The 18203-nt window shown below is 70.7% G+C and carries 18 protein-coding genes; 9 read left to right on the top strand and 9 right to left on the bottom strand.

All coding sequences use genetic code 11. The features are described from left to right. Window positions 1-83: 83 nt before the first annotated feature. From leuB to leuD, 3 genes are all read right to left on the bottom strand, one after another. Window positions 84-1199 (bottom strand): 3-isopropylmalate dehydrogenase, encoded by a 1116-nt coding sequence (gene leuB / locus H7A85_RS01260; protein WP_182084069.1) that lies wholly within the window; start codon window positions 1197-1199, stop codon window positions 84-86. Window positions 1200-1296: 97 nt separating this feature from the next. Continuing rightward, window positions 1297-3297, bottom strand: coding sequence for an EAL domain-containing protein (locus H7A85_RS01265; protein ID WP_182084070.1), 2001 nt, complete (start codon window positions 3295-3297; stop codon window positions 1297-1299). Between the two features lie 204 nt (window positions 3298-3501). Next, window positions 3502-4107, bottom strand: a complete 606-nt coding sequence (leuD, locus tag H7A85_RS01270) for a 3-isopropylmalate dehydratase small subunit (RefSeq protein ID WP_182084071.1) — start codon at window positions 4105-4107, stop codon at window positions 3502-3504. Between the two features lie 127 nt (window positions 4108-4234). Here leuD and H7A85_RS01275 point away from each other — a divergent pair, with 127 nt between their 5' ends. The 3 genes from H7A85_RS01275 to H7A85_RS01285 are packed head-to-tail and all read left to right on the top strand — an operon-like array spanning window position 4235 to window position 6060. Further along, entirely contained in the window at window positions 4235-5125 is an 891-nt protein-coding gene (locus tag H7A85_RS01275; RefSeq protein ID WP_182084072.1) for a CoA ester lyase, read from the top strand. Continuing rightward, window positions 5122-5328, top strand: coding sequence for a DUF1737 domain-containing protein (locus tag H7A85_RS01280; RefSeq protein WP_182084073.1), 207 nt, complete (start codon window positions 5122-5124; stop codon window positions 5326-5328). Before H7A85_RS01275 ends, H7A85_RS01280 begins: the two co-directional genes overlap by 4 nt. Window positions 5329-5343: 15 nt before the next feature. Further along, window positions 5344-6060: a TIGR02117 family protein gene (locus tag H7A85_RS01285; protein ID WP_182084074.1), complete on the top strand. Its 717-nt coding sequence runs from the start codon at window positions 5344-5346 to the stop codon at window positions 6058-6060. On the opposite strand, the gene H7A85_RS01290 is transcribed toward H7A85_RS01285, so the two are convergent. The 3 genes from H7A85_RS01290 to H7A85_RS01300 all read right to left on the bottom strand — a co-directional run bounded on the left by H7A85_RS01290 (window position 6057) and on the right by H7A85_RS01300 (window position 8094). Then, window positions 6057-6908, bottom strand: a complete 852-nt coding sequence (locus H7A85_RS01290) for an MOSC N-terminal beta barrel domain-containing protein (RefSeq protein WP_182084075.1) — start codon at window positions 6906-6908, stop codon at window positions 6057-6059. The two genes, H7A85_RS01285 and H7A85_RS01290, sit on opposite strands and share 4 nt — an antisense overlap. A gap of 13 nt (window positions 6909-6921) precedes the next feature. After that, complete coding sequence (locus H7A85_RS01295) at window positions 6922-7344, bottom strand: metallopeptidase family protein (RefSeq protein ID WP_182084076.1); 423 nt, start codon at window positions 7342-7344, stop codon at window positions 6922-6924. Window positions 7345-7416: 72 nt separating this feature from the next. Further along, window positions 7417-8094, bottom strand: a complete 678-nt coding sequence (locus tag H7A85_RS01300) for a L,D-transpeptidase (protein WP_182084077.1) — start codon at window positions 8092-8094, stop codon at window positions 7417-7419. A 345-nt stretch (window positions 8095-8439) separates the two neighbouring features. On the opposite strand from H7A85_RS01300, the gene H7A85_RS01305 reads away from it, so the two are divergent. From H7A85_RS01305 to H7A85_RS01320, 4 genes are all read left to right on the top strand, one after another. Next, window positions 8440-9453, top strand: a complete 1014-nt coding sequence (locus H7A85_RS01305) for a hypothetical protein (RefSeq protein WP_182084078.1) — start codon at window positions 8440-8442, stop codon at window positions 9451-9453. Window positions 9454-9622: 169 nt separating this feature from the next. Further along, window positions 9623-11002 carry a DNA polymerase Y family protein gene (locus H7A85_RS01310; RefSeq protein WP_244630902.1) on the top strand — a complete coding sequence of 460 codons (1380 nt, stop codon included), beginning with the start codon at window positions 9623-9625 and terminating at the stop codon, window positions 11000-11002. A gap of 17 nt (window positions 11003-11019) precedes the next feature. Next, window positions 11020-14490, top strand: a complete 3471-nt coding sequence (locus tag H7A85_RS01315; protein WP_182084079.1) for an error-prone DNA polymerase — start codon at window positions 11020-11022, stop codon at window positions 14488-14490. A gap of 35 nt (window positions 14491-14525) precedes the next feature. Next, window positions 14526-14813: a SelT/SelW/SelH family protein gene (locus H7A85_RS01320; RefSeq protein WP_182084080.1), complete on the top strand. Its 288-nt coding sequence runs from the start codon at window positions 14526-14528 to the stop codon at window positions 14811-14813. Window positions 14814-14875: 62 nt separating this feature from the next. On the opposite strand, the gene H7A85_RS01325 is transcribed toward H7A85_RS01320, so the two are convergent. Beyond that, entirely contained in the window at window positions 14876-15310 is a 435-nt protein-coding gene (locus H7A85_RS01325) for a DUF1236 domain-containing protein (RefSeq protein ID WP_182084081.1), read from the bottom strand. A 90-nt stretch (window positions 15311-15400) separates the two neighbouring features. Beyond that, window positions 15401-15763 (bottom strand): DUF427 domain-containing protein, encoded by a 363-nt coding sequence (locus tag H7A85_RS01330; RefSeq protein ID WP_182084082.1) that lies wholly within the window; start codon window positions 15761-15763, stop codon window positions 15401-15403. A 151-nt stretch (window positions 15764-15914) separates the two neighbouring features. Here H7A85_RS01330 and H7A85_RS01335 point away from each other — a divergent pair, with 151 nt between their 5' ends. Both H7A85_RS01335 and H7A85_RS01340 read left to right on the top strand, forming a co-directional pair. Then, the gene (locus H7A85_RS01335) at window positions 15915-16484 is read left to right on the top strand and encodes a sigma-70 family RNA polymerase sigma factor (protein WP_182084083.1); all 570 of its coding nucleotides are present in this window, start codon (window positions 15915-15917) and stop codon (window positions 16482-16484) included. Next, window positions 16481-17215 carry an anti-sigma factor gene (locus H7A85_RS01340; protein ID WP_182084084.1) on the top strand — a complete coding sequence of 245 codons (735 nt, stop codon included), beginning with the start codon at window positions 16481-16483 and terminating at the stop codon, window positions 17213-17215. Before H7A85_RS01335 ends, H7A85_RS01340 begins: the two co-directional genes overlap by 4 nt. A gap of 17 nt (window positions 17216-17232) precedes the next feature. Here H7A85_RS01340 and H7A85_RS01345 read toward each other — a convergent pair whose 3' ends face one another. Further along, window positions 17233-18138 carry an alpha/beta fold hydrolase gene (locus H7A85_RS01345; protein WP_182084085.1) on the bottom strand — a complete coding sequence of 302 codons (906 nt, stop codon included), beginning with the start codon at window positions 18136-18138 and terminating at the stop codon, window positions 17233-17235. Window positions 18139-18203 lie beyond the last annotated feature (65 nt).

Genomic DNA, 18203 nt, shown 5'->3' on the forward strand with positions numbered 1-18203 from the left:
GGCGGACTGTCGTCCCTATCCCACGAAAAAACCGCCGCCCCGATCCCTCGGGGCGGCGGTTTCGTTTCAATGCAGCGCGTTGATCAGGCGGCGAGGCGCTCGGAAAACGCTTGGGCGATCGCATCGCCCATCTCACCCGTGCCGACCTGCCGGCAGCCGGGGGCCATGATGTCGCCGGTGCGCGTGCCGCTTTCGAGGACGCTCGCGATCGAAGCCTCCAGGGCGTCGGCTTCGCGCGTCAGGCCGAACGAATAGCGCAGCATCATCGCGGCCGAGGCGATCATCGCGATCGGGTTGGCGATGCCCTGGCCGGCGATGTCCGGGGCCGAGCCGTGCACCGGCTCGTAGAGCGCGCGGCGCTTGGCCCCGTTCGCGGCATCCGGAGCGCCGAGCGAGGCGGAGGGCAGCATGCCGAGCGAGCCCGTCAGCATGGCCGCGATGTCGGACAGCATGTCGCCGAAGAGATTGTCGGTGACGATCACGTCGAATTGCTTAGGCGCGCGCACGAGCTGCATGCCGCCGGCATCCGCCAGCATGTGCTCGAGGCGCACGTCGGGATATTCGTCGCGCCCGATGCGGGTGACAACCTCGTTCCACAGGACGCCCGTCTTCATGACGTTGCGCTTTTCCATGGAGGTCACTTTTCCATGGCGGGTGCGGGCAGCCTCGAAGGCGGCACGTGCGATGCGCTCGATCTCGTAGGTCTCGTAGACCTGCGTGTCGATCCCGCGCTTCTGGCCCTGCCCGAGGTCCACGATCTCCTTGGGGCTCCCGAAGTAGACGCCGCCCGTCAGTTCGCGCAGGATCAGGATGTCGAGCCCGTCCACCAGCTCGCGCTTCAGCGAAGAGGCTTCGGCGAGCGCGGGATAGCAGATCGCGGGCCGGAGGTTGGCGAAGAGTTCCATGTCCTTGCGAAGGCGCAGGAGGCCGGCTTCGGGCCGGATCTCGTAAGCGACGCCGTCCCATTTCGGGCCGCCGACCGCGCCGAACAGGACCGCGTCGGCGCCAAGCGCCAGCGCCATGTCGCCTTCCGAGATCGGCACGCCGTGCGCGTCGATCGCCGCTCCGCCGACGAGGCCCCGCTCGGTTTCGAAGCGTGCCTCGCCCCGGTTCAGGACGGCGAGAATCTTCTCGACCTCCGCCATCGTCTCGGGGCCGATGCCGTCGCCGGCCAGAAGCAGGAGCTTGTGCGTGGTCATGGGCGGTCCTTCAGCGTCAAGTCGCGGGAAACTCCAAGTCGCCCGTCCTCTAACGCATCGGTGAGGCGATCGGAACGCCTCGCTTGGCCTCTTTCGCTCAGGCGGTGAGCGCCAGGGGCGTGTCCACGAGCGCGCCGGGGCGGCCGAGAAGATAGCCCTGCGCCTCGTCGCAGCCTTCCTCGCGCAGGATGCCGAGTTGCGTGTCGGTTTCCACACCCTCCGCCAGGACGGAGATCCGGAGCGTGCGCCCGAGCGTCAGGATGGCGCGCACGATCGCCTTGGCCTCCACCGACTGGCCGAACTCGGTCATGAAGGATCGGTCCAGCTTGATCTTGTCGAAGGGGAAGTTGCGCAAGGTCTCGAACGAGGAATAGCCGATGCCGAAGTCGTCGAGCGCCAGCGACACGCCGAGCGCCTTGATCGCGCGCATCGTGCCGAGCGTGCGGGCGCGGTCGATCAGGAGGGTGGATTCGGTGACCTCCAGCTCCAGCCGCTCCGGCGGAAGGCCGGTTTCGCGCAGGATGGCCGCGACGGCGGCGGCCAGATCGGCGCGCACGAACTGGACGGGCGAGATGTTGACGGCGATCTTGTGCGGGTGGTGCCACCGGGACGCCTCGCGGCAGGCTTCGCGCAGGACCCATTCGCCGATTTCCAGGATATGGCCGCTTTGCTCGGCCAGCGGAATGAAGACGGCGGGCGGGATCGTGCCGCGCTTGGGGTGGAACCAGCGCAGGAGCACCTCGTAGCCCGACACGGCGCCGCTCTGGACGCTCTGCTGGACCTGGTAGTGGAGCGCGAGTTCGCCGCGAGACAGGGCAAGGCGCAGTTCGGCTCCGAGTTCGCGCCGCTCGCGCGCCGCCTCGTCCATCCGGTTTTCGTAGAAGCGGACGCGGTGCTCCAGATCCGCCTTGGCGCGGTACATCGCCAGATCCGCGTTGGCCAGGAGGCGCTCGACGCTGTCGCCGTTCTCGGGAAACAGCGCGATGCCGAGACTCCCTCCGCTCGGGATCGACAGGCCGTCGAGTTCCAGGGGCTGATGGAGCGCGGTTTCCAGCCGGGACACGAAGTCGAGCACCGCCGCCTCGTCGGCCTGCGCCGTGACGGCGGCGAACTCGTCGCCGCCCACGCGCGCCACGTATTCGCCGGGCTTGAGGATCGCGGTGAGGTTCTGTGCCACCTGGCGCAAAGCCTTGTCGCCGGCGGCATGGCCGCGCAGGTCGTTGATCTCCTTGAAGCGGTCGAGATCGATGCCGACCACGGCGAAGCGGGCGTTCGCTTCGCGCGCGCTTTCCAGAAGGGCCGACAGGTGATCGGACAGGGCCACGCGGTTGGGTAGTCCGGTCAAGGCGTCGCTGAGCGCCAGAACGCGCAGGTGCTCGACGCTTCGGTTGCGCGCTTCCTCGTCCAGAAGGTAGGTCACGGCGCCCGCCCCGGCGACCATGAGCCCGACGCCGGCGACCGCCATGGCGAGCGCGCGCATCACGGTGTCGTCGAGGCCGCTGCCTTGAAGGCTCAAGGGCTCGATCGCGAGCGCCGACATTCCCAGAAGATGGAGCGACAGGATCGCCAGGAAGAGAAGCGCGACCGCCGGGCGCGTCCGCCCCTTGGCCAGGAGCGCCAGGGACAGCCCGGCAAGGCCCAAGGAGGCGGTCACCGACAGGATCACCGTGCCCCATTGCCAGTGGAGGATACCCTCCACGCGGTAGGCCAGCATGCCGAGATAATGCATGGCCGCGATCGAGGCGCCCACCACGGAACCGCCGATCGCGGCCTTGAGGACGGATCCGCAACCGGCCAGGAGCAGCCCCGGCAGGGCGCCGCCGACGGCCACCAGGAGCGAGACCATGGTCAGCGTCGGATCGATCGAGACCGCCGCGCCCGGGTCATAGGCGAGGATTCCGATGAAGTGCGTGCACCAGGTGACGCAGCCCGCCGTCACGGCGGCCAGGAAGCCCCAGCCGATGCGCCGCCGCCCGTCCGACATCATCATCGTGCGCACGAGGCGGATCGTGACCGAGGATCCGACGAGGCAGAAGCCGGCGGCCAGGACCAAAAGGAAGAGATCGTGCTGCTGGCCGATACAGGTGATGAGGCGCATCGAACGAAACCCGGCGGGAGGCTGAGATCGCCATCCTGCACGGGGAGTCATGAAGATCGTGCGCCAACCAATCGTTGGGGAAGGAGCGCCTGTGGATAAGATGTAACCGTGGGGCGTGATCGCCCGCCCGAACCCATCCTGCGGGCGAAGACCGGGCGGCGATCGCGGATCGTGCCTAACGAACCGTGATCGCCATCGCGCGCCTTAAGCCCAGGGCCGCTCGCTCGCGAGCTTCGTCTCGAACGAGGTGATCCCGCCTTCCTGCTCCAGCGTCAGGCCGATGTCGTCGAGCCCGTTCAGGAGGCAGTGCTTGCGGAACGGGTCGATGTCGAAGCGCACGGTGCCGCCGTCCGGGCGGCGGATTTCCTGGGCTTCGAGATCCACCGTCAGACGCGCGTTGGCGCCCTTGGCGGCGTCCCCCATCAGGGCGTCAAGCTGGGCCTGACTGACGCGGATCGGCAGGATGCCGTTCTTGAAGCAGTTGTTGTAGAAGATGTCGGCGAAGGACGTGGAGATCACGCAGCGGATGCCGAAGTCGAGAAGTGCCCAAGGGGCGTGCTCGCGGCTCGATCCGCAGCCGAAATTGTCGCCCGCCACCAGGATCTCGGCCTGCCGGTAGGCCGGCTTGTTGAGAACGAAGGTCTCGTCCTCCGATCCGTCCTCGCGATAGCGGATGTTGGCGAAGAGACCGACGCCGAGCCCGGTGCGCTTGATCGTCTTCAGGTAGTCCTTCGGAATGATCATGTCGGTGTCGACATTGAGGATGGGAAGCGGTGCGGCGACGCCCGTCAGGTGGTCGAACTTCTGCATGGGATCGTCCTTTCCTTCGCGTGGGACATGCCGAACGCGCGTTGGTTACACCCTCCGGCCCGTGTGCAAAAGCCCGCATCGACCGCCAAGCTTGAATGGGGGCGGGCGATGGGGCAGGGAAGAGGCGATGACAGGCAAGCCCCAGCCCCTTCTGCGCTCCGCTCTGTTCGTGCCGGCCGCCAACGCGCGCGCGCTCGAAAAGTCCGCCGCGCTCCGGCCGGACGCCCTGATCTTCGATCTGGAGGACTCGGCGGCCCCCGGCGAGAAGGACGAGGCGCGCGAGCGGCTGCGCGCCCATCTCGGCATGCAGCCTGCGGGCGGGCCGCTGCGCGTGGTGCGCGTCAATCCGCTCGGCACGAGCGCAGGCACGGAAGACCTCCTCATGGCCTGCGCGGCGCGCGCCGACGCCGTGCTCCTGCCCAAGGTGGAGAGCAAGGCGGCGCTTTGCGAGGTGGACGAGGCGCTGGCGCACTGCGACGCGCCGTCCGGCCTCGCGCTTTGGGCCATGGTGGAAACGCCGGCCGGCGTCCTCCAGGCGAGCGCGATCGCCGGCGCCCGTCTGTCCCGCCCCCTCGGCGCCCTAGTGATCGGTCCGAACGACCTGGTTCTAGCGGCCGGGCTCCAGCTTTCGCCCGGCCGCCCGGAACTCATGCCCTGGCTCGGGCCGGTTCTCGTGGCCGGCCATGCGCACGGGCGTCCCGTGCTCGACGGCGTCTTCAACGATCTCACCGACGAGGCGGGCTTTGCCGCCGAGTGCGCGCAAGCGCGCCGCTTCGGCTTTGCCGGCAAGACGCTGATCCACCCCGCGCAGATCGCCCCGTGCGAAGCCGCCTTCGGCCCGACGGGGGAAGAGATCGAGGAAGCGGAGGCGATCGTCGCCGCCTTCGCCGATCCCGCTCATGCCGGGCGCGGCGTGATCCGCCTCCACGGCCGCATGGTCGAACGCCTTCATCTCATACAGGCGCAAGCGCTCCTCAACCGCGCCGCCCTCGTCGCCTCGAAAGGACAGGTTCCATGAAACTCTACCGCCTTCTCACCGGCGTCGACGACGCCGCCTTCTGCCACAAGGTGAGCCTGGCCCTGTCCAAGGGCTGGGAACTCGCGGGAAGCCCGGCCTATGCGTTCGACGCGGCCGAGGGCGTGATGAAATGCGCCCAGCCCGTGACCAAGGTCGTGGACGGGGTGGATTACGACCCCGCGATGAAGCTCGGCGAGCAATAGGGAAAGCCGGCGCGTATGGCGGGAAGGGCCGGAGCCTTCGCGAGCCGTTTGCTGGCGGGGCTGGCGGCGCTCGCCGCCGTTCTCGTGGGGCTTATCGTGCTCGGCATCCTGGTGCCGCGCGCGCCCGCGAACACGTTTCCCGCGGCGGGAGGCGAGACCGGGCGCAACACCGTCTGGATCGTCGCCAACCCGATCCACACCGACATCGTGCTGCCGGCGACGCCCGGGGTTCTCTCCCGGCTTTCCTTTCTGGAGCGCGACGGCCTCGATATCGGCCATCCCGACCTCGCCACGATCGCGGTCGGCTGGGGCGGCCGGGCGTTCTATACGCAGACGCCGACCTGGGCCGATCTGACGCTGGATGCCGTGTGGCGCTCGGCCACACTGGATCGCTCGGTGCTGCACCTGTCGCTCGGCGGCGCGATGGCGGCGGAGGCCGCCGGCACGAGGCGGCTGGAGCTCGGCGACGCCGCCTTCGCGGCGCTCCTGGATTTCGTGGCCGCGAGCTTCGAGCCGGGGCCGGACGGGGCGCCGGCCGTCCTGCCGGGGGCCGGCTACGGCCGGTTCGACCGGTTCTACGAGGCGCGGGGGCGCTTCAACCTCCTGGCCGGGTGCAACACCTGGACGGCGGCGGCGCTTCGGGCGGCGGGCGTTCCGACCGGCGCCTGGTCTCCCTTGCCCCCGACGCTCCTGTGGGGGCTGACGCTCCATGCGCCGGAGGTGGTTCCTTAAGGGAGGAGCGGCCAGCCGCCCTCGCGCGCCTCCAAGACCCGCACCGGATCGCCGACGCGGATCGTGCCCACCCCGCGCGGCACCGCGTTCCAGCCGAACAGGGCGCCGGGCGCGCGCGCCTCGGCGGAGCGGCGGAACTTCGCCAGCGTCGCGAGCGGCTCCTTGCCCGCGCGCCGGCCCTCGTCCTGATCCACCGTCGTCACCGCGCAGCGCGCGCAGGGTTTGATGAGATCGAGGACGACATCGCCGATCGCGATTCGTCCCCAGCCGTCCTCGGGAAAGGGTTCGGGCGTGTCCACCACGATGTTGGGCCGGAACCGGCTCATCGGTACTGCCTCGCCCCCGGCCGTGACGATGCGGCGGTTGAGATCGCGCAAGGCGCCCGTCGTGGCGACGAGGATCGGAAAGCCGTCGGCAAAGCCCACCGGATCGCCGCCGTCCGTCCAGTCGCGCGAGACGGTGCGCCGCGCCGCGTCGTCGAAATAAACCAGGCGGGCCGGGCGGCCGAGCCAGCGCGACAGGGCGGCGTCGTCGGCCAGGGCGACGCCGGCCGCCTCCACCGCGTCCCGCCAGATCGAAACGGCGAGGCGATCCTCGCCATCGGGAAACGGCACGAAGCGCTCGCCACCGGATTCGCCGGGAAACGACAGGTGGAGCCCGTCCTCGTCCGGCTCGGCGTCGAGAAGGGCGAGCGGGGGATATTCGCGCTGCGACAGGAAGCGGCCGGTCTCGTCGACCACCATCCAGCGCCGGTCGCCGGAAAGGCCCATCGGCTCGACATGGGAGGTTTCGGGAAAGCGGCCGCGCCCGCCCTTCACCGGATAGATCGCCAGCGTCGAAACCTGCATCTCTTCTCGCCTTTCAGTCGGTGGCCGCCTCCAGCGCTTCCATGTCCTCGTCCGACAAGCCGAAATGGTGGCCGATCTCGTGGATCAGGACATGGGCGACCAGGGTGCCGAGGCTTTCCTCGTGTTCGGCCCAATAGTCCAGGATGGGCCGGCGATAAAGCAGGATCCGATTGGGCATCTCGCCGGTCTGCGCCGTCCCAAGCGCGCCCACCGCCCGGCCCTCGAAAAGGCCGAGAATATCGAACGGGGTTTCGAGCCCCATCTCCTCGACGACGTCCTCGTCGGGAAAGTCGGCGACATGGAAGCGGATTTCGCCCGACAGCGCGCGGAACTCGCCTGGAAGAGCGGCATAGGCTTCCAGCGCCAGCGATTCGAGTTCCTCGAGGCTCGGCGCCAGGCGCCGCCCCCAGTCGCTGGTCTGGTCCAGTTGCGCCATGGGCGATTCCCCCGCGTTGCGATCGTTCTGGTGCCTGGCTTGGCATATTCGCGCCGGGTGCGAAACGGTGCCTTACGCCAACCCGCCCGCCTCGCCCTGCAGCACGACGACCGTGGTTCCGTCCTGCACCCGCCGGTGAAGGTCGATCACGTCCTGGTTCAGGAGGCGGATGCACCCCGAGGAGATCGAGCGGCCGATCGACCAGTCCTCGTTGGTGCCGTGGATGCGGTAGAGCGTGTCCTCGCCGTTCCGGAAGAGGTAGAGCGCCCGCGCGCCCAAGGGATTGCGGGGGCCGGGCTCCATGCCGTCGGCCAAGTGGCCGTAGCGCTCCGGCTCGCGCGCCATCATGGCGTCGGTCGGGCGCCAGCGCGGCCAGGCGCGCTTGTACTGCACCCGCGCTTCCCCCTCGAAGGCGAGCCCCGCCTTGCCGACGCCGATCCCGTAGCGCAGCGCCCGGCCGTTCTCCATCTGCAGGTAGAGAAAGCGCGCCGGCGTGTCGACGATCAGGGTGCCGGGAATGCGCCCGCTCTCGTAGGGGACTTCCTGGCGATAATATTGCGGGTCGATCTTCGTCAGATCGGGCGCGGGAACGGGGAACGGCTCGCCTGCCACCGGCGCATACATCGCGAGGTAATAGGGCGGCACGATTCGCGGGGGCGCGGCCGGCGCGACGTCGGACAAGCGGCCGGACACGCAGGCCGACAGGAACAGCGGGGCGCCCGCCAGGAGCGAGCGACGGGACAAGGGCATGGGGAAAACGATCGAAGGGTTGCGGGTGGAAAGGGTGCGGCTCGGCCCCGATCCCTGCCGTGCCCGGCCTGTCGGCCGCAAGCCCGGGGCGCCGGTCTCTCGGCATCGTGAGACATCGCCTCATGCCATTGCCATCCGCGTGATCGAGCCAGGCGACCTGTCCTCCCGTTCTCCTCTGGAATCGTCCACCGGATTTCGTTCCCCGTCCACAGGAAAATAATCTTAAACGCGCAATCCTTGACAGGGTGGGGCGAGTCGGAAATGTCATAGGAACATAAAGGGAACGGATGCGCTTTGGGCATTCGAATGCAACGGCCGGAACCCATCGGGCCGATGGAGACGGGCATGGCATCTTTCGGTTCTCGACGCGGCTTCGCCCGGCTTCCCAACGACGAAGCCGGCTGGCCGAAGGAAGAAATTCCCGATGGTTCGCCTCCGGTTCCTCCCATGGAGGGGCGCGCGAGGGCAAGCCACGCGCCCGAACGGATGGCGATGCTGGCCGCCCTGCGGCACGCCATCGGGCGTATCGAGGGCGCGCCGCCGCCGATCGTCGAGACGCCGGGCGGTCCGGCGGCGCTTGGCCTCCTGCCGCTCGGCGCGCCCCGTTTCGACGCGGCGCTCGGCGGCGGGCTTCCCCGCCGGGGCCTTCTGGAAGCGCGCACGAGGGCCGCGCGCGACAGCGGCGCGGCGATCGGCTTCGCGTTGGCGCTGGCGATCGGCTTCGGGGCCTCGCCCGAGCGCCCGCTCCTGTGGATCGCCTCGGCCGAGGCCTGGCGCGAAACCGGCTTTCCCTGCCGGGAAGGGCTTCTCCACTTCGGGCTCGACCCGGGCGCGCTGGTTCTCCTGCGCACGCGAACGGACGTCGATGCCGCCTGGGCGGGCGAGGAGGCGGCGCGCTCGGGTGCGCCCGCCCTCACCGTGGTGGAAGCGCGCGGCAACCCGGCCGTGTTCGCGCTGGAAGGCTCGCGCCGCCTCCACACCCGCGCCAAGGACGCCGGGGTCCCGATCCTTCTCGTGCGCCATGGCGGCGAGGCGGAAACCGGAGCCGCTCCGCTTCGCCTCCTGGTCGCGCCCGGCCGTGCCGCGCCCGTCGCCGGCCTCGAAACCCTGCCCCTTCTCGGCCGCCCCCGCTTCGCCCTTCACCTGGAAAAGGCGCGCGGCCTTCGTTCACGAACCCTTTGCCTGGAATGGGACCCCCATGAGCGCCGCTTTCACGACATCGACGCCGAGCCCGGAATTCCTCGCCGTCCGGCTGACGCGCCTTTCCACCGACCGGATCCGGCGCGAGCGCCTGGGGCGGTCGTGGCGCTTCGCCGGGAGGGTGGGCGTCCAGGAGGGCCGCGCGCCCCTTGGCACTGAAGGCGCCGCCGCCTTTCCCGTGCCGCTGGGGGCGGGCAACGGCCACCGCCCGGCGGGAGGGGCGCTGGTGCTCGCCCCCGTTCCCTTCGCGCCCGCCCTCGTCGGCGGCGAGGCGGGGCTGCCGCTCGTTCTGTTCGGCCGGGTCGGCCAGGGGGACCGGGTCGAAGCCGTGTGCGAGGGCGCGCAAGCCCTCGGCCTCCATCCCGGCCTCGCGCTGGCGGATGCGCGCGCCCGCTTTCCCGGCGCCGAGTATCTTCCGAGCGAGCCGGGTGCCGACCGCCGGCTCCTGGAGGGCGTCGCCGACTGGTGCGACCGCTACACGCCGCTCGTCGCGCTCGACGGGGCAGCGGGGCTCGTTCTCGACATCACCGGCTGTTCGCATCTCTTCGGTGGGGCTGGGCGGCTTCGGGCCGACCTCCTTCAGCGCCTCGATGCCCAGGGCTTTGCGGCAGAGGCCGTCGTCGCCGCCCATCCCGGCACGGCGCGCGCCTGCGTCCTCGGGCGCGCGGGCGCCCCGGTCGTGCCGCCCGGCACGGAGCGCGCGGCGATCGAGCCCTTGGGCGTTTGTGCCCTCGGGATCGGGCCGGAGGAAGCTGGCCGGCTCCACCGGCTCGGCCTTCGCCGGATCGACGATCTCCTGGCCCTGCCGCGCGCCGCCCTGGTGCGGCGCTTCGGCTCGGGGCTGGCGCGCCGTCTCGACGAGGCGTCCGGCACAGCGCGCGGGCCGATCGAGCCGCGCCGCCCGGTGCCGCTCCTGATCGCCGAGCGGCGCCTGTTCGAGCCGGTCAGCTTGTCCGAAGACATCCTGCGTCTCGTTTCGCACCTGGCCGCGCGCCTGCGCGAAGGGCTGGAGGCGAGGGGCGAGGGCGCGCGCGAGGTCGAACTCGCGCTGTTTCGCGTCGACGGGCGGGTGGAGCGCTTGGCGGTGCGCTCGGGCGCGCCGTTGCGGGACGCGGCACGGATCGAGCGCCTGTTCGCCGAGCGGCTGAAGGGGCTCGGCGACGAGCTCGACGCCGGCTTCGGCTACGATCTCCTGCGCCTGTCGGTGCTGGGCGCGGAGGCGATGCCGGACCGGCAGGACGATCTGGCCGCGCGCGCCGGCGCCGCGACGGAAGACCTCGGCAGCCTCCTCGACCGGCTCGGCACGCGCCTTGGCGAGGCCTGCGTCTTCGCCCTCGACGGGGTGGACCGGCATCGGCCGGAAGCCGCGCAGCGGCGTGCGGCGCCCCTCGCGCCCAAGTCGCCCGGCCCCGTCATGCCCCTGTCCCCGCGCCCCTTGCGCCTGTTCGGACGGCCCGAGCCGGTGGAGGCGACCGCCGAGGTGCCGGACGGGCCGATCCGCCAGTTCCGCTGGCGCCGCGCCTTCTACCGGGTCGGGCGCATCGAGGGGCCGGAGCGCATCGCGCCCGAATGGTGGCTCGGCGACGAAACGCCGGAGCGCGACTATTTCCGCGTCGAGGACGAGGACGGCCGGCGCTACTGGCTGTTTCGCCAAAGCGCCGGGCCGGAAAAGCCCTCCGGTTGGTTCCTGCACGGCCTGTTTGCGTGAGCGAAGGACCACGGGTCATGGCCCCCGGACCGGGCTTCTGCGAGGTCGGGGCAGCGTCCAACTTCTCGTTTCTGCGCGGCGCCTCGAAGCCCGGCGAGATGGTGGTCGCCGCGCAGGCGCTGCGGCTCGGCGGCCTGGGGCTGGCCGATCGCAACACGGTTTCGGGCGTGGTGCGTGCCTATGGGCAGGCGCGCGCGGCCGGCTTTCCCTTCCGCCCTGGCGCCCGGCTCGTCTTCGCCGACGGCTCGCCCGACATCCTCGCCTATCCCCGCGACCGGGCGGCCTGGGGCCGGCTGTGCCGGCTCCTGACCGTGGGCAACCTGCGCGCGGAAAAAGGAAGCTGCCTCCTCGCCCTTCCCGATCTTCTGGAGGGTGGCGAGGGGATCAACCTCGCGGTGCTGGCTCCGCCCGCGATCGGGGGGGCGGGCGAGGCTTGCGAAGCGGCGATGGCGAGGCTCGGCGACACGCTTCAGCGGCTTCGCGAGGCGCACGGGAGCGCGGTGCGGCTGGGGCTTTCGGTGTGCCACGACGGGGGCGACGCGCGGCGGCTGGCGCGCGGCGGCCGGCTGGCCGACGTGCTCGGCACCCCGATGCTCGCCACCAACGACGCCTTCTACCATGTGGCGGACCGGCGCCCGCTCGCCGACGTTCTCGTCGCCATTCGCGAGCACACGCCGCTCGCGCGGGCCGGGCGCCTTCTATCGGTGAATGCCGAACGCCATCTGAAGCACGAGGGCGAGATGCTGCGCCTGTTTCGCGGCTATGAGGGCGCGATCGGAGAGGCGCGCCGCTTCTTCGAGGAGCTTCGCTTCGACCTGAAGAGCCTGAAATACGACTATCCCGACGAGGCGCTGCGCCTCGGCGTCTCGCCGCTGGACGAGCTGCGACGCCTCGCCGTCGAGGGCGCTCGCGACCGCTATCCCGGCGGCGTCCCCCGGCGCATCTTCGAACAGATCGAGCAGGAACTCTCCCTCATTGCGGAGAAGAAATACGAACCCTACTTCCTCACCGTCCACCGCATCGTCGAGGCGGCGCGGGGCATGGGCATCCTGTGCCAGGGGCGCGGCTCGGCGGCCAATTCCATCGTGTGCTTCTGCATCGGCATCACCTCCGTCGATCCGGACGTGGCCGGCCTCCTGTTCGACCGCTTCCTGTCGAAGGAGCGCGACGAGCCGCCCGACATCGACGTCGACTTCGAACACGAGCGGCGCGACGAAATCATCGACTGGATCTACGACGCCTACGGGCGCGATTCGGCCGCGATCGCCGCCACCGTGATCTCCTACCGGGCGCGCTCCTCCTTGCGCGAGGTCGGCAAGGCCTTCGGCCTGTCGGAGGACGCGGTCTCGGCTCTCTCCGGCTCGGTCTGGGGCTACGGCCCGGCCGACATGGGCGACCGGGAGGCGGAAGGCGCGGGCCTCTCCAGCGCCGATCCGACGGTGGCCCGGGTCCTTCATTTCGCGCGCGAGCTCAACGAGTTCCCGCGCCATCTCAGCCAGCATGTCGGCGGCTTCGTCCTGACGCGCGGCCGGGTGGACGAGACGGTGCCCGTCCACAACACCGGCTCCAAGGGCCGGATCATCGTGGAATGGGACAAGGACGATCTCGACGAGCTGGAGATCCTCAAGATCGACATCCTGGCGCTCGGCATGCTGAGCGCGCTCAGGCGCGCCTTCGACATGCTGAACCGGCTTTATCCCGGCGAAGCGACGGCGGACGGGCGCGCGGCCGCGCTCGCCACGCTTCCGATGGAGAAGCGGAACGAGCCGGTCTGGCGGATGACGCACCGCGCCGACACGCTCGGCACCTTCCAGATCGAGTCGAGGGCGCAGATGACCATGCTCCCGAAGCTCCAGCCGAACGAGTTCTACGATCTCGTGATCCAGGTCGCGATCGTGCGCCCCGGCCCGATCCAGGGCGACATGGTGCATCCCTATCTGCGCCGCCGCATGGGGCTGGAGGAGGTCGAGTACCCGAAGGACGAGCTGCGCGACATTCTGGAGCGCACCTGCGGCGTGCCTCTGTTCCAGGAGCAGGTGATGCGCATCGCCATGGTGGCGGGTGGCTTCTCGGGCGGGGAGGCCGACAATCTGCGCCGCGCCATGGCGACCTTCAAGCGCACGGGGCAGGTCAAGGACTTCGGCGACCGGATGATCGCCGGCATGGTCGCCAACGGTTATACCGAAGATTTCGCCCGCCGCTGCTTCGCGCAGATCGAGGGCTTTGCCGGCTACGGCTTCCCCGAAAGCCACGCCGCCTCCTTCGCGCTCCTCGTCTACGCCTCGGCCTTCATCAAGTGCCACTACCCCGACGTCTTCTGCGCGGCGATCCTCAACGCCCAGCCGATGGGCTTCTACGCCCCGGCGCAGCTGGTGCGCGACGCGCGCGAGCACGGGGTCGAGGTGCGCGCCGTCTGCATCAATGCCTCGCGCTGGGACGCGCTTCTGGAGCCCACTGGGTTCGACCCGGCGCGCGTCGCCCCGCGCCACCGCGAAATGGCAGGCGCGATCCGCACGCGCCATGCGGTGCGGCTCGGTTTTGGCCAAGTGAAGGGCCTGTCCGAGAAGGAGATGGCACGGCTCGTTTGGGTGCGCGACACGTCCGGCCCGTTCGATTCGGTGCGCGACCTCTGGCGGCGCACCGGCCTCCACCGCCGGGCGATCGAGCGTCTGGCCGATGCCGACGCCTTTGCCGGGCTCGGCTTGCCCCGCCGCGACGCCCTGTGGGCGGCGCAGGCGCTGGACGAGGGCGTCGCGGTGGAGCGCCTGCCTTTGTTCGAGGGCGCTTCCGGCGAGCTGCAGCCCGAGGACGAGGTGTCGCTGCCCCGAATGCCGATGGGCGAGGAAGTGGTCAACGACTACCGCTTCCTGTCCTTGTCGCTGAAGGCCCATCCCGTGTCCTTCCTGCGTGCCGACCTCGCCCGGCGGGGCATCACGCCGACCTCGCGCCTCGAAGCCACGCGTTCGGGCGGGCGCGGCGATGTCGCCGGGCTCGTTCTGGTGCGCCAGCGGCCGGGCTCGGCCAAGGGCGTCATCTTCATGACGATCGAGGACGAAACGGGCGTCGCCAACGTCGTCGTGTGGACCAAGATCTTCGAACGGTTCCGCCCGGTGGTGCTGGGCGGGCGCTTCGTGCGCGTGCGCGGACGCGTCCAGGCCGATCGCGGGGTGATCCATCTCGTGGCGGAAACGATCGAGGACCTGACGCCGCTCCTGTCGCGCCTTGCCGAACGGGGCCTGGAGGGGGCGCGCATCCTCCAGCCGACCGACCACGTGAAGAGCCCCTTGCGCCATCCCCCGCCGCCGCGCCCGCTGCCGGCGATCCGGGGGGACGGGGCGGATGCCGCCACCGCGTTCGACGCGGCGCTCGCCTCCGCCGACGAGGTGCGCCGCCCGGCGCGCGTCGTCCTGCCCTCGACGCGCGCGGTGGACGAGGATGCCGCGCGCGAGATCCGCACCGTCTTGCCGAAGGGGCGCAACTTTCACTAGGTCTGACGACCGTTCGCCCGCGCAGGAGCATCGCCATGGAACAGACCGCCCCCGGCCCCCGCATCACCATCCGCTACTGCACGCAGTGCCAGTGGCTTCTGCGCTCGGCCTGGCTGGCGCAGGAACTCCTGCAGACCTTCGGACCGGACCTGGGCGAAGTCGCTCTCCTGCCGGGAACGGGGGGCATCTTCGAGGTCGCCTACGAGGGCGAGACGATCTGGGAGCGCAAGGCAGACGGCGGCTTTCCCGAGGCCAAGGTCCTCAAACAGCGGGTGCGCGACCGGCTCGACCCCGACCGCAGCCTCGGCCACAGCGATCGCTGAAGGCCATGAAAAAAGGCCGCCGCGTTTCCGCGCGACGGCCTCCCGTGCGAAATGCGGACGGCTTACTGCGCGTAGTAGATGACCTTACGATCCGTGCGCGAGACGATCACCGGCTGGTTGTTCGAGGTGTAGAAATACTCGTAGTCCGGGTTGGACGGCACCGGGACGAGCGTCACCGTGCCGGGAATGACGGAGCCTTGCGTGATCTCGCCGTCCACGATCACCGGCTGGGTCGGGTTGGCGACGACGTACTGGCGCACCTCGTCGGGTGCCGAGGCCGCGCCGCCGATCACCGTGCCGGCGACGCCGCCGACGACGGCGCCAACCGGGCCGCCGACGAGCGCGCCCGCGACGGCGCCCGTGCCCGCGCCCGCCAGCGTGCCGGCGGCCTGCTCGCCCTCGCTTTTGGGCTCGGTCGTGGTGACGACGGTGGTCTGGGCCAGAACCGGACCGGCCAGGAGACCGAGGGCGGCGGTGGCGAGAAGGATGCGACGCATGGGTGTTGTTCCTGAAAAGATCTGTCCCTGTGGCGCGCTAATTCGCCACAGGGGCGATCGGTTCCATCCGCATCGCCGCGAGACGCGCGATCAGGCCGGCTGACCGGCGACGACCCGCACCTTGCGCGGATCGAAGGCGAGATAACCGGCGATCCCCTCCGAGCCCGGCTTCGGCGTCTCGTAGGACCAGACCGCGTCCTCCTCGCCGTAGCCCTCCGCCGAGATCGACCAGTAGCGCGCCTCGCCCTTCAGCGGGCAGGTGGTGCGCTTGGCCGATTCGTGCAGAAAGGCCATCTCCACATGCTCGCGCGGCACGTAGATCACCGGGTCGCGCGTGCCCTCGAACAGCTGGACAGCCTCTGTCGTGGAGCCGATCACGGCGTCGTGGAACAGGACCTGGACCGGCCGCGTCTCGGGCTCGATGCGAATCGGTGTCGGGGAAACGGCGGACATGGCTTTCCTCCTCGGGGAATTTCATGGGATATGGAGCCCCAATCGAGCCGGGCGCCATCCGGTTCCCACCCCGATTCGGCGCCGGCTTTTCGTTTCGCCTTCGATTCCCTCGTCGGATCGAAATCGTTCGCCGCGGCGCGGGAGAGCTGGAATGTCGACGGGGCCGACATCGGTGCAAGCGCGCCGACGCCTGACGGATGCCCTGGCCGAGGTCGCCGGCGGCGATCGCGCCGCCTTGCGCACCGTCTACGATCTCACCTCCGCGAAGCTTTTCGGCGTGACCTTGCGTATCTTGCACGACGAGGCCGAGGCCGAGGACGTGCTGCAGGACGTGTATCTGACGATTTGGAGGCGCGCGGAAAGCTTCGACCCCGAGCGCTCGAGCCCGATCACCTGGCTGTGCACGATCGCGCGCAACCGGGCGATCGACCGGTTGCGCGCCCTGGGTCCCCACGGCGGGCAAGCGGGGATCGAAGGGGCGGAGGACGTCGCCGACGACCGGCCGGACGCCCTGGAGACGCTGGAAACCAGCGACGAGGCGCGGCGCCTTTCCGCCTGCCTCGACGCGCTGGAGCCGCGCGCCCGCGAGGCGATCCGCTCCGCCTTCTTCGGCGGACGGACCTACGAGGACCTGGCACGGGCGGCCGATATGCCGCTCGGCACGATGAAAAGCGTCATCCGACGCGGTTTGATGCGGTTGAAGGGATGTCTGGAAACATGAGCGCGGGCGACGGCAAGGAGCAGGAGGGGCATGAGACCCTGGCCGGCGAATACGCGCTCGGCCTTCTGACCCCGATGGAGCGCCGGGCGGCCGAGCGGCGCATGCTCCGCGACCGGGCGCTGGCGAGCGAGGTCGCGGCCTGGGAGGCCCGGCTTCATCCGCTGGCGGCCTCGGTCGAACCCGTCTCGCCGCCCGCCCGCCTTTGGCAGGCGATCGAGGAGGAACTCGGCCCCGCCGTCCGGCCCGCCCGTTCGGCCTCCCCGCCGGCCGCTGCCCGGCGCCGCGTCGCCGCCTTCTGGCAATGGCTGGCGATCGGATCCATGGGGCTTGCCGCCGCGAGCCTCGCTGGTCTGGCGCTGACCCTGTCCGGTCCCTTGCCCGCCGCGCCGCCGACGCTCACCGCCTCCATCGCCCCCGAAGGCGGCGCGCCGCTCTTCGTCGCGGTGATCGATCCGGGAAGCGGGCAGGCGACCCTGATGCCGGTGGCGCTCGGGATGGGGAACGGCCGGGTGCCCGAGCTTTGGCTCGTGCCCGCCGGCGGAGCCCCGATCTCGCTCGGCCTCATGAACCCGGCCGCCCCCTTGCGCATGAACCTGCACGATCATGCCGGCATGGAGATGATGCGCACGCCCGGCGCCGCGCTCGCCGTGTCCATGGAGCCCGAGGGCGGCTCGCCCACCGGCCAGCCGACCGGGCCGGTGGTCGGGCAGGGTGCTCTCCACGAGATCTGACCGGGGGTCCGTCGCCGTCAGGCGAAGGCGGCAAGCGCCTCGCGAATGCCGGCGGGGATCGAGCCCATGTGGTCGCCCGGCACCGTGCGGTGCTCGGCGCGGCCGCCGGCGGCCCGGGCGCGCGCCACCGCAAGGTCGATCGCACGGGCCGAACGTGTTTCCCGGTCGCCGTGCGACATGAGGACGGGGCAGCGAAAGCCGGACGCGAAGCACACGGCCGAGCGCATCTCCACCTCGCGCGGGTCCGACAGGTCGAACGGCGCGTCGGCGGCGAAGCGCTGGAAGAAGAGGCGCGTGTCGGGCGAGGGGGAAAGCGCCGCCGCGCCCGCGAAATCGCCGGCAAGCGCCGCCAGAAGCGTCAGCGTGCCCCCGACGCTGTGGCCGCACACGAAGACACGCGCGGGATCGACGCCCGGGCGGGCGCGCAACGCTTGCGCCGCGGCCAGAACGTCGTCGGTTTCGTCGTAGAAGGCCGAAAAGTCGCCCGGCTGGCCGTTCTCGCCGCGCATCGTCGGCATCAGGGCGTGAAAGCCCGCCGCGACGAAGGGCGCCGCCAGACCCCCCCAATGTCCGTGCCAGATCGCGTTGCCGCCATGAAGCACGAGAACCGCCGGCTTGAGGGAGGAGGCTCCCTCCACGGGGCTCGCCCAGGCGACGAGCTCGCGGCCTCCCGAGGGGTAGCGGAGCGCCTCCGCCCCATCCGGCGCGCCGAGCGCGTCGCCCCCGTCGGGCGCCGGCCCGCGGCGCACGAGCCTGGTGCGAAAGCCGGCGCGCGCCGCGCGGTAGTCGTTGCCCAGAAGCGGCGCCTCGGGCAGGGGGGCGGGTTCGGGCGCGGCGGCCGAGCCTGCGCGGGTGGCGAAGGGCGCTGCCGCGATCGCGGCGAGAACGGTGCGGCGGGACAGGAGCACGGGGGGAAACTCCATGGGGACGGGAACAGGGTTCATCCCGCGCCCGGCTCAAGGCGGTTTCGTGGCGTGGCGACCGGCAT

The organism is Aureimonas sp. ME7 (assembly GCF_903970965.1).
GTDB lineage: Bacteria > Pseudomonadota > Alphaproteobacteria > Rhizobiales > Rhizobiaceae > Aureimonas.

What these genes read in the sequence shown, in the direction of transcription:
- H7A85_RS01300 (WP_182084077.1), bottom strand. Translation starts at nt 8,094, where the DNA reads ATGCCCTTGTCCCGTCGCTCGCTCCTGGCGGGCGCCCCGCTGTTCCTG.
- H7A85_RS01275 (WP_182084072.1), top strand. Translation starts at nt 4,235, where the DNA reads ATGACAGGCAAGCCCCAGCCCCTTCTGCGCTCCGCTCTGTTCGTGCCG.
- H7A85_RS01280 (WP_182084073.1), top strand. Translation starts at nt 5,122, where the DNA reads ATGAAACTCTACCGCCTTCTCACCGGCGTCGACGACGCCGCCTTCTGC.
- leuB (WP_182084069.1), bottom strand. Translation starts at nt 1,199, where the DNA reads ATGACCACGCACAAGCTCCTGCTTCTGGCCGGCGACGGCATCGGCCCC.
- H7A85_RS01285 (WP_182084074.1), top strand. Translation starts at nt 5,344, where the DNA reads ATGGCGGGAAGGGCCGGAGCCTTCGCGAGCCGTTTGCTGGCGGGGCTG.
- H7A85_RS01325 (WP_182084081.1), bottom strand. Translation starts at nt 15,310, where the DNA reads ATGCGTCGCATCCTTCTCGCCACCGCCGCCCTCGGTCTCCTGGCCGGT.
- H7A85_RS01345 (WP_182084085.1), bottom strand. Translation starts at nt 18,138, where the DNA reads ATGGAGTTTCCCCCCGTGCTCCTGTCCCGCCGCACCGTTCTCGCCGCG.
- H7A85_RS01335 (WP_182084083.1), top strand. Translation starts at nt 15,915, where the DNA reads ATGTCGACGGGGCCGACATCGGTGCAAGCGCGCCGACGCCTGACGGAT.
- H7A85_RS01315 (WP_182084079.1), top strand. Translation starts at nt 11,020, where the DNA reads ATGGCCCCCGGACCGGGCTTCTGCGAGGTCGGGGCAGCGTCCAACTTC.
- H7A85_RS01265 (WP_182084070.1), bottom strand. Translation starts at nt 3,297, where the DNA reads ATGCGCCTCATCACCTGTATCGGCCAGCAGCACGATCTCTTCCTTTTG.
- H7A85_RS01295 (WP_182084076.1), bottom strand. Translation starts at nt 7,344, where the DNA reads ATGGCGCAACTGGACCAGACCAGCGACTGGGGGCGGCGCCTGGCGCCG.
- H7A85_RS01290 (WP_182084075.1), bottom strand. Translation starts at nt 6,908, where the DNA reads ATGCAGGTTTCGACGCTGGCGATCTATCCGGTGAAGGGCGGGCGCGGC.
- H7A85_RS01340 (WP_182084084.1), top strand. Translation starts at nt 16,481, where the DNA reads ATGAGCGCGGGCGACGGCAAGGAGCAGGAGGGGCATGAGACCCTGGCC.
- H7A85_RS01320 (WP_182084080.1), top strand. Translation starts at nt 14,526, where the DNA reads ATGGAACAGACCGCCCCCGGCCCCCGCATCACCATCCGCTACTGCACG.
- leuD (WP_182084071.1), bottom strand. Translation starts at nt 4,107, where the DNA reads ATGCAGAAGTTCGACCACCTGACGGGCGTCGCCGCACCGCTTCCCATC.
- H7A85_RS01305 (WP_182084078.1), top strand. Translation starts at nt 8,440, where the DNA reads ATGGCATCTTTCGGTTCTCGACGCGGCTTCGCCCGGCTTCCCAACGAC.
- H7A85_RS01330 (WP_182084082.1), bottom strand. Translation starts at nt 15,763, where the DNA reads ATGTCCGCCGTTTCCCCGACACCGATTCGCATCGAGCCCGAGACGCGG.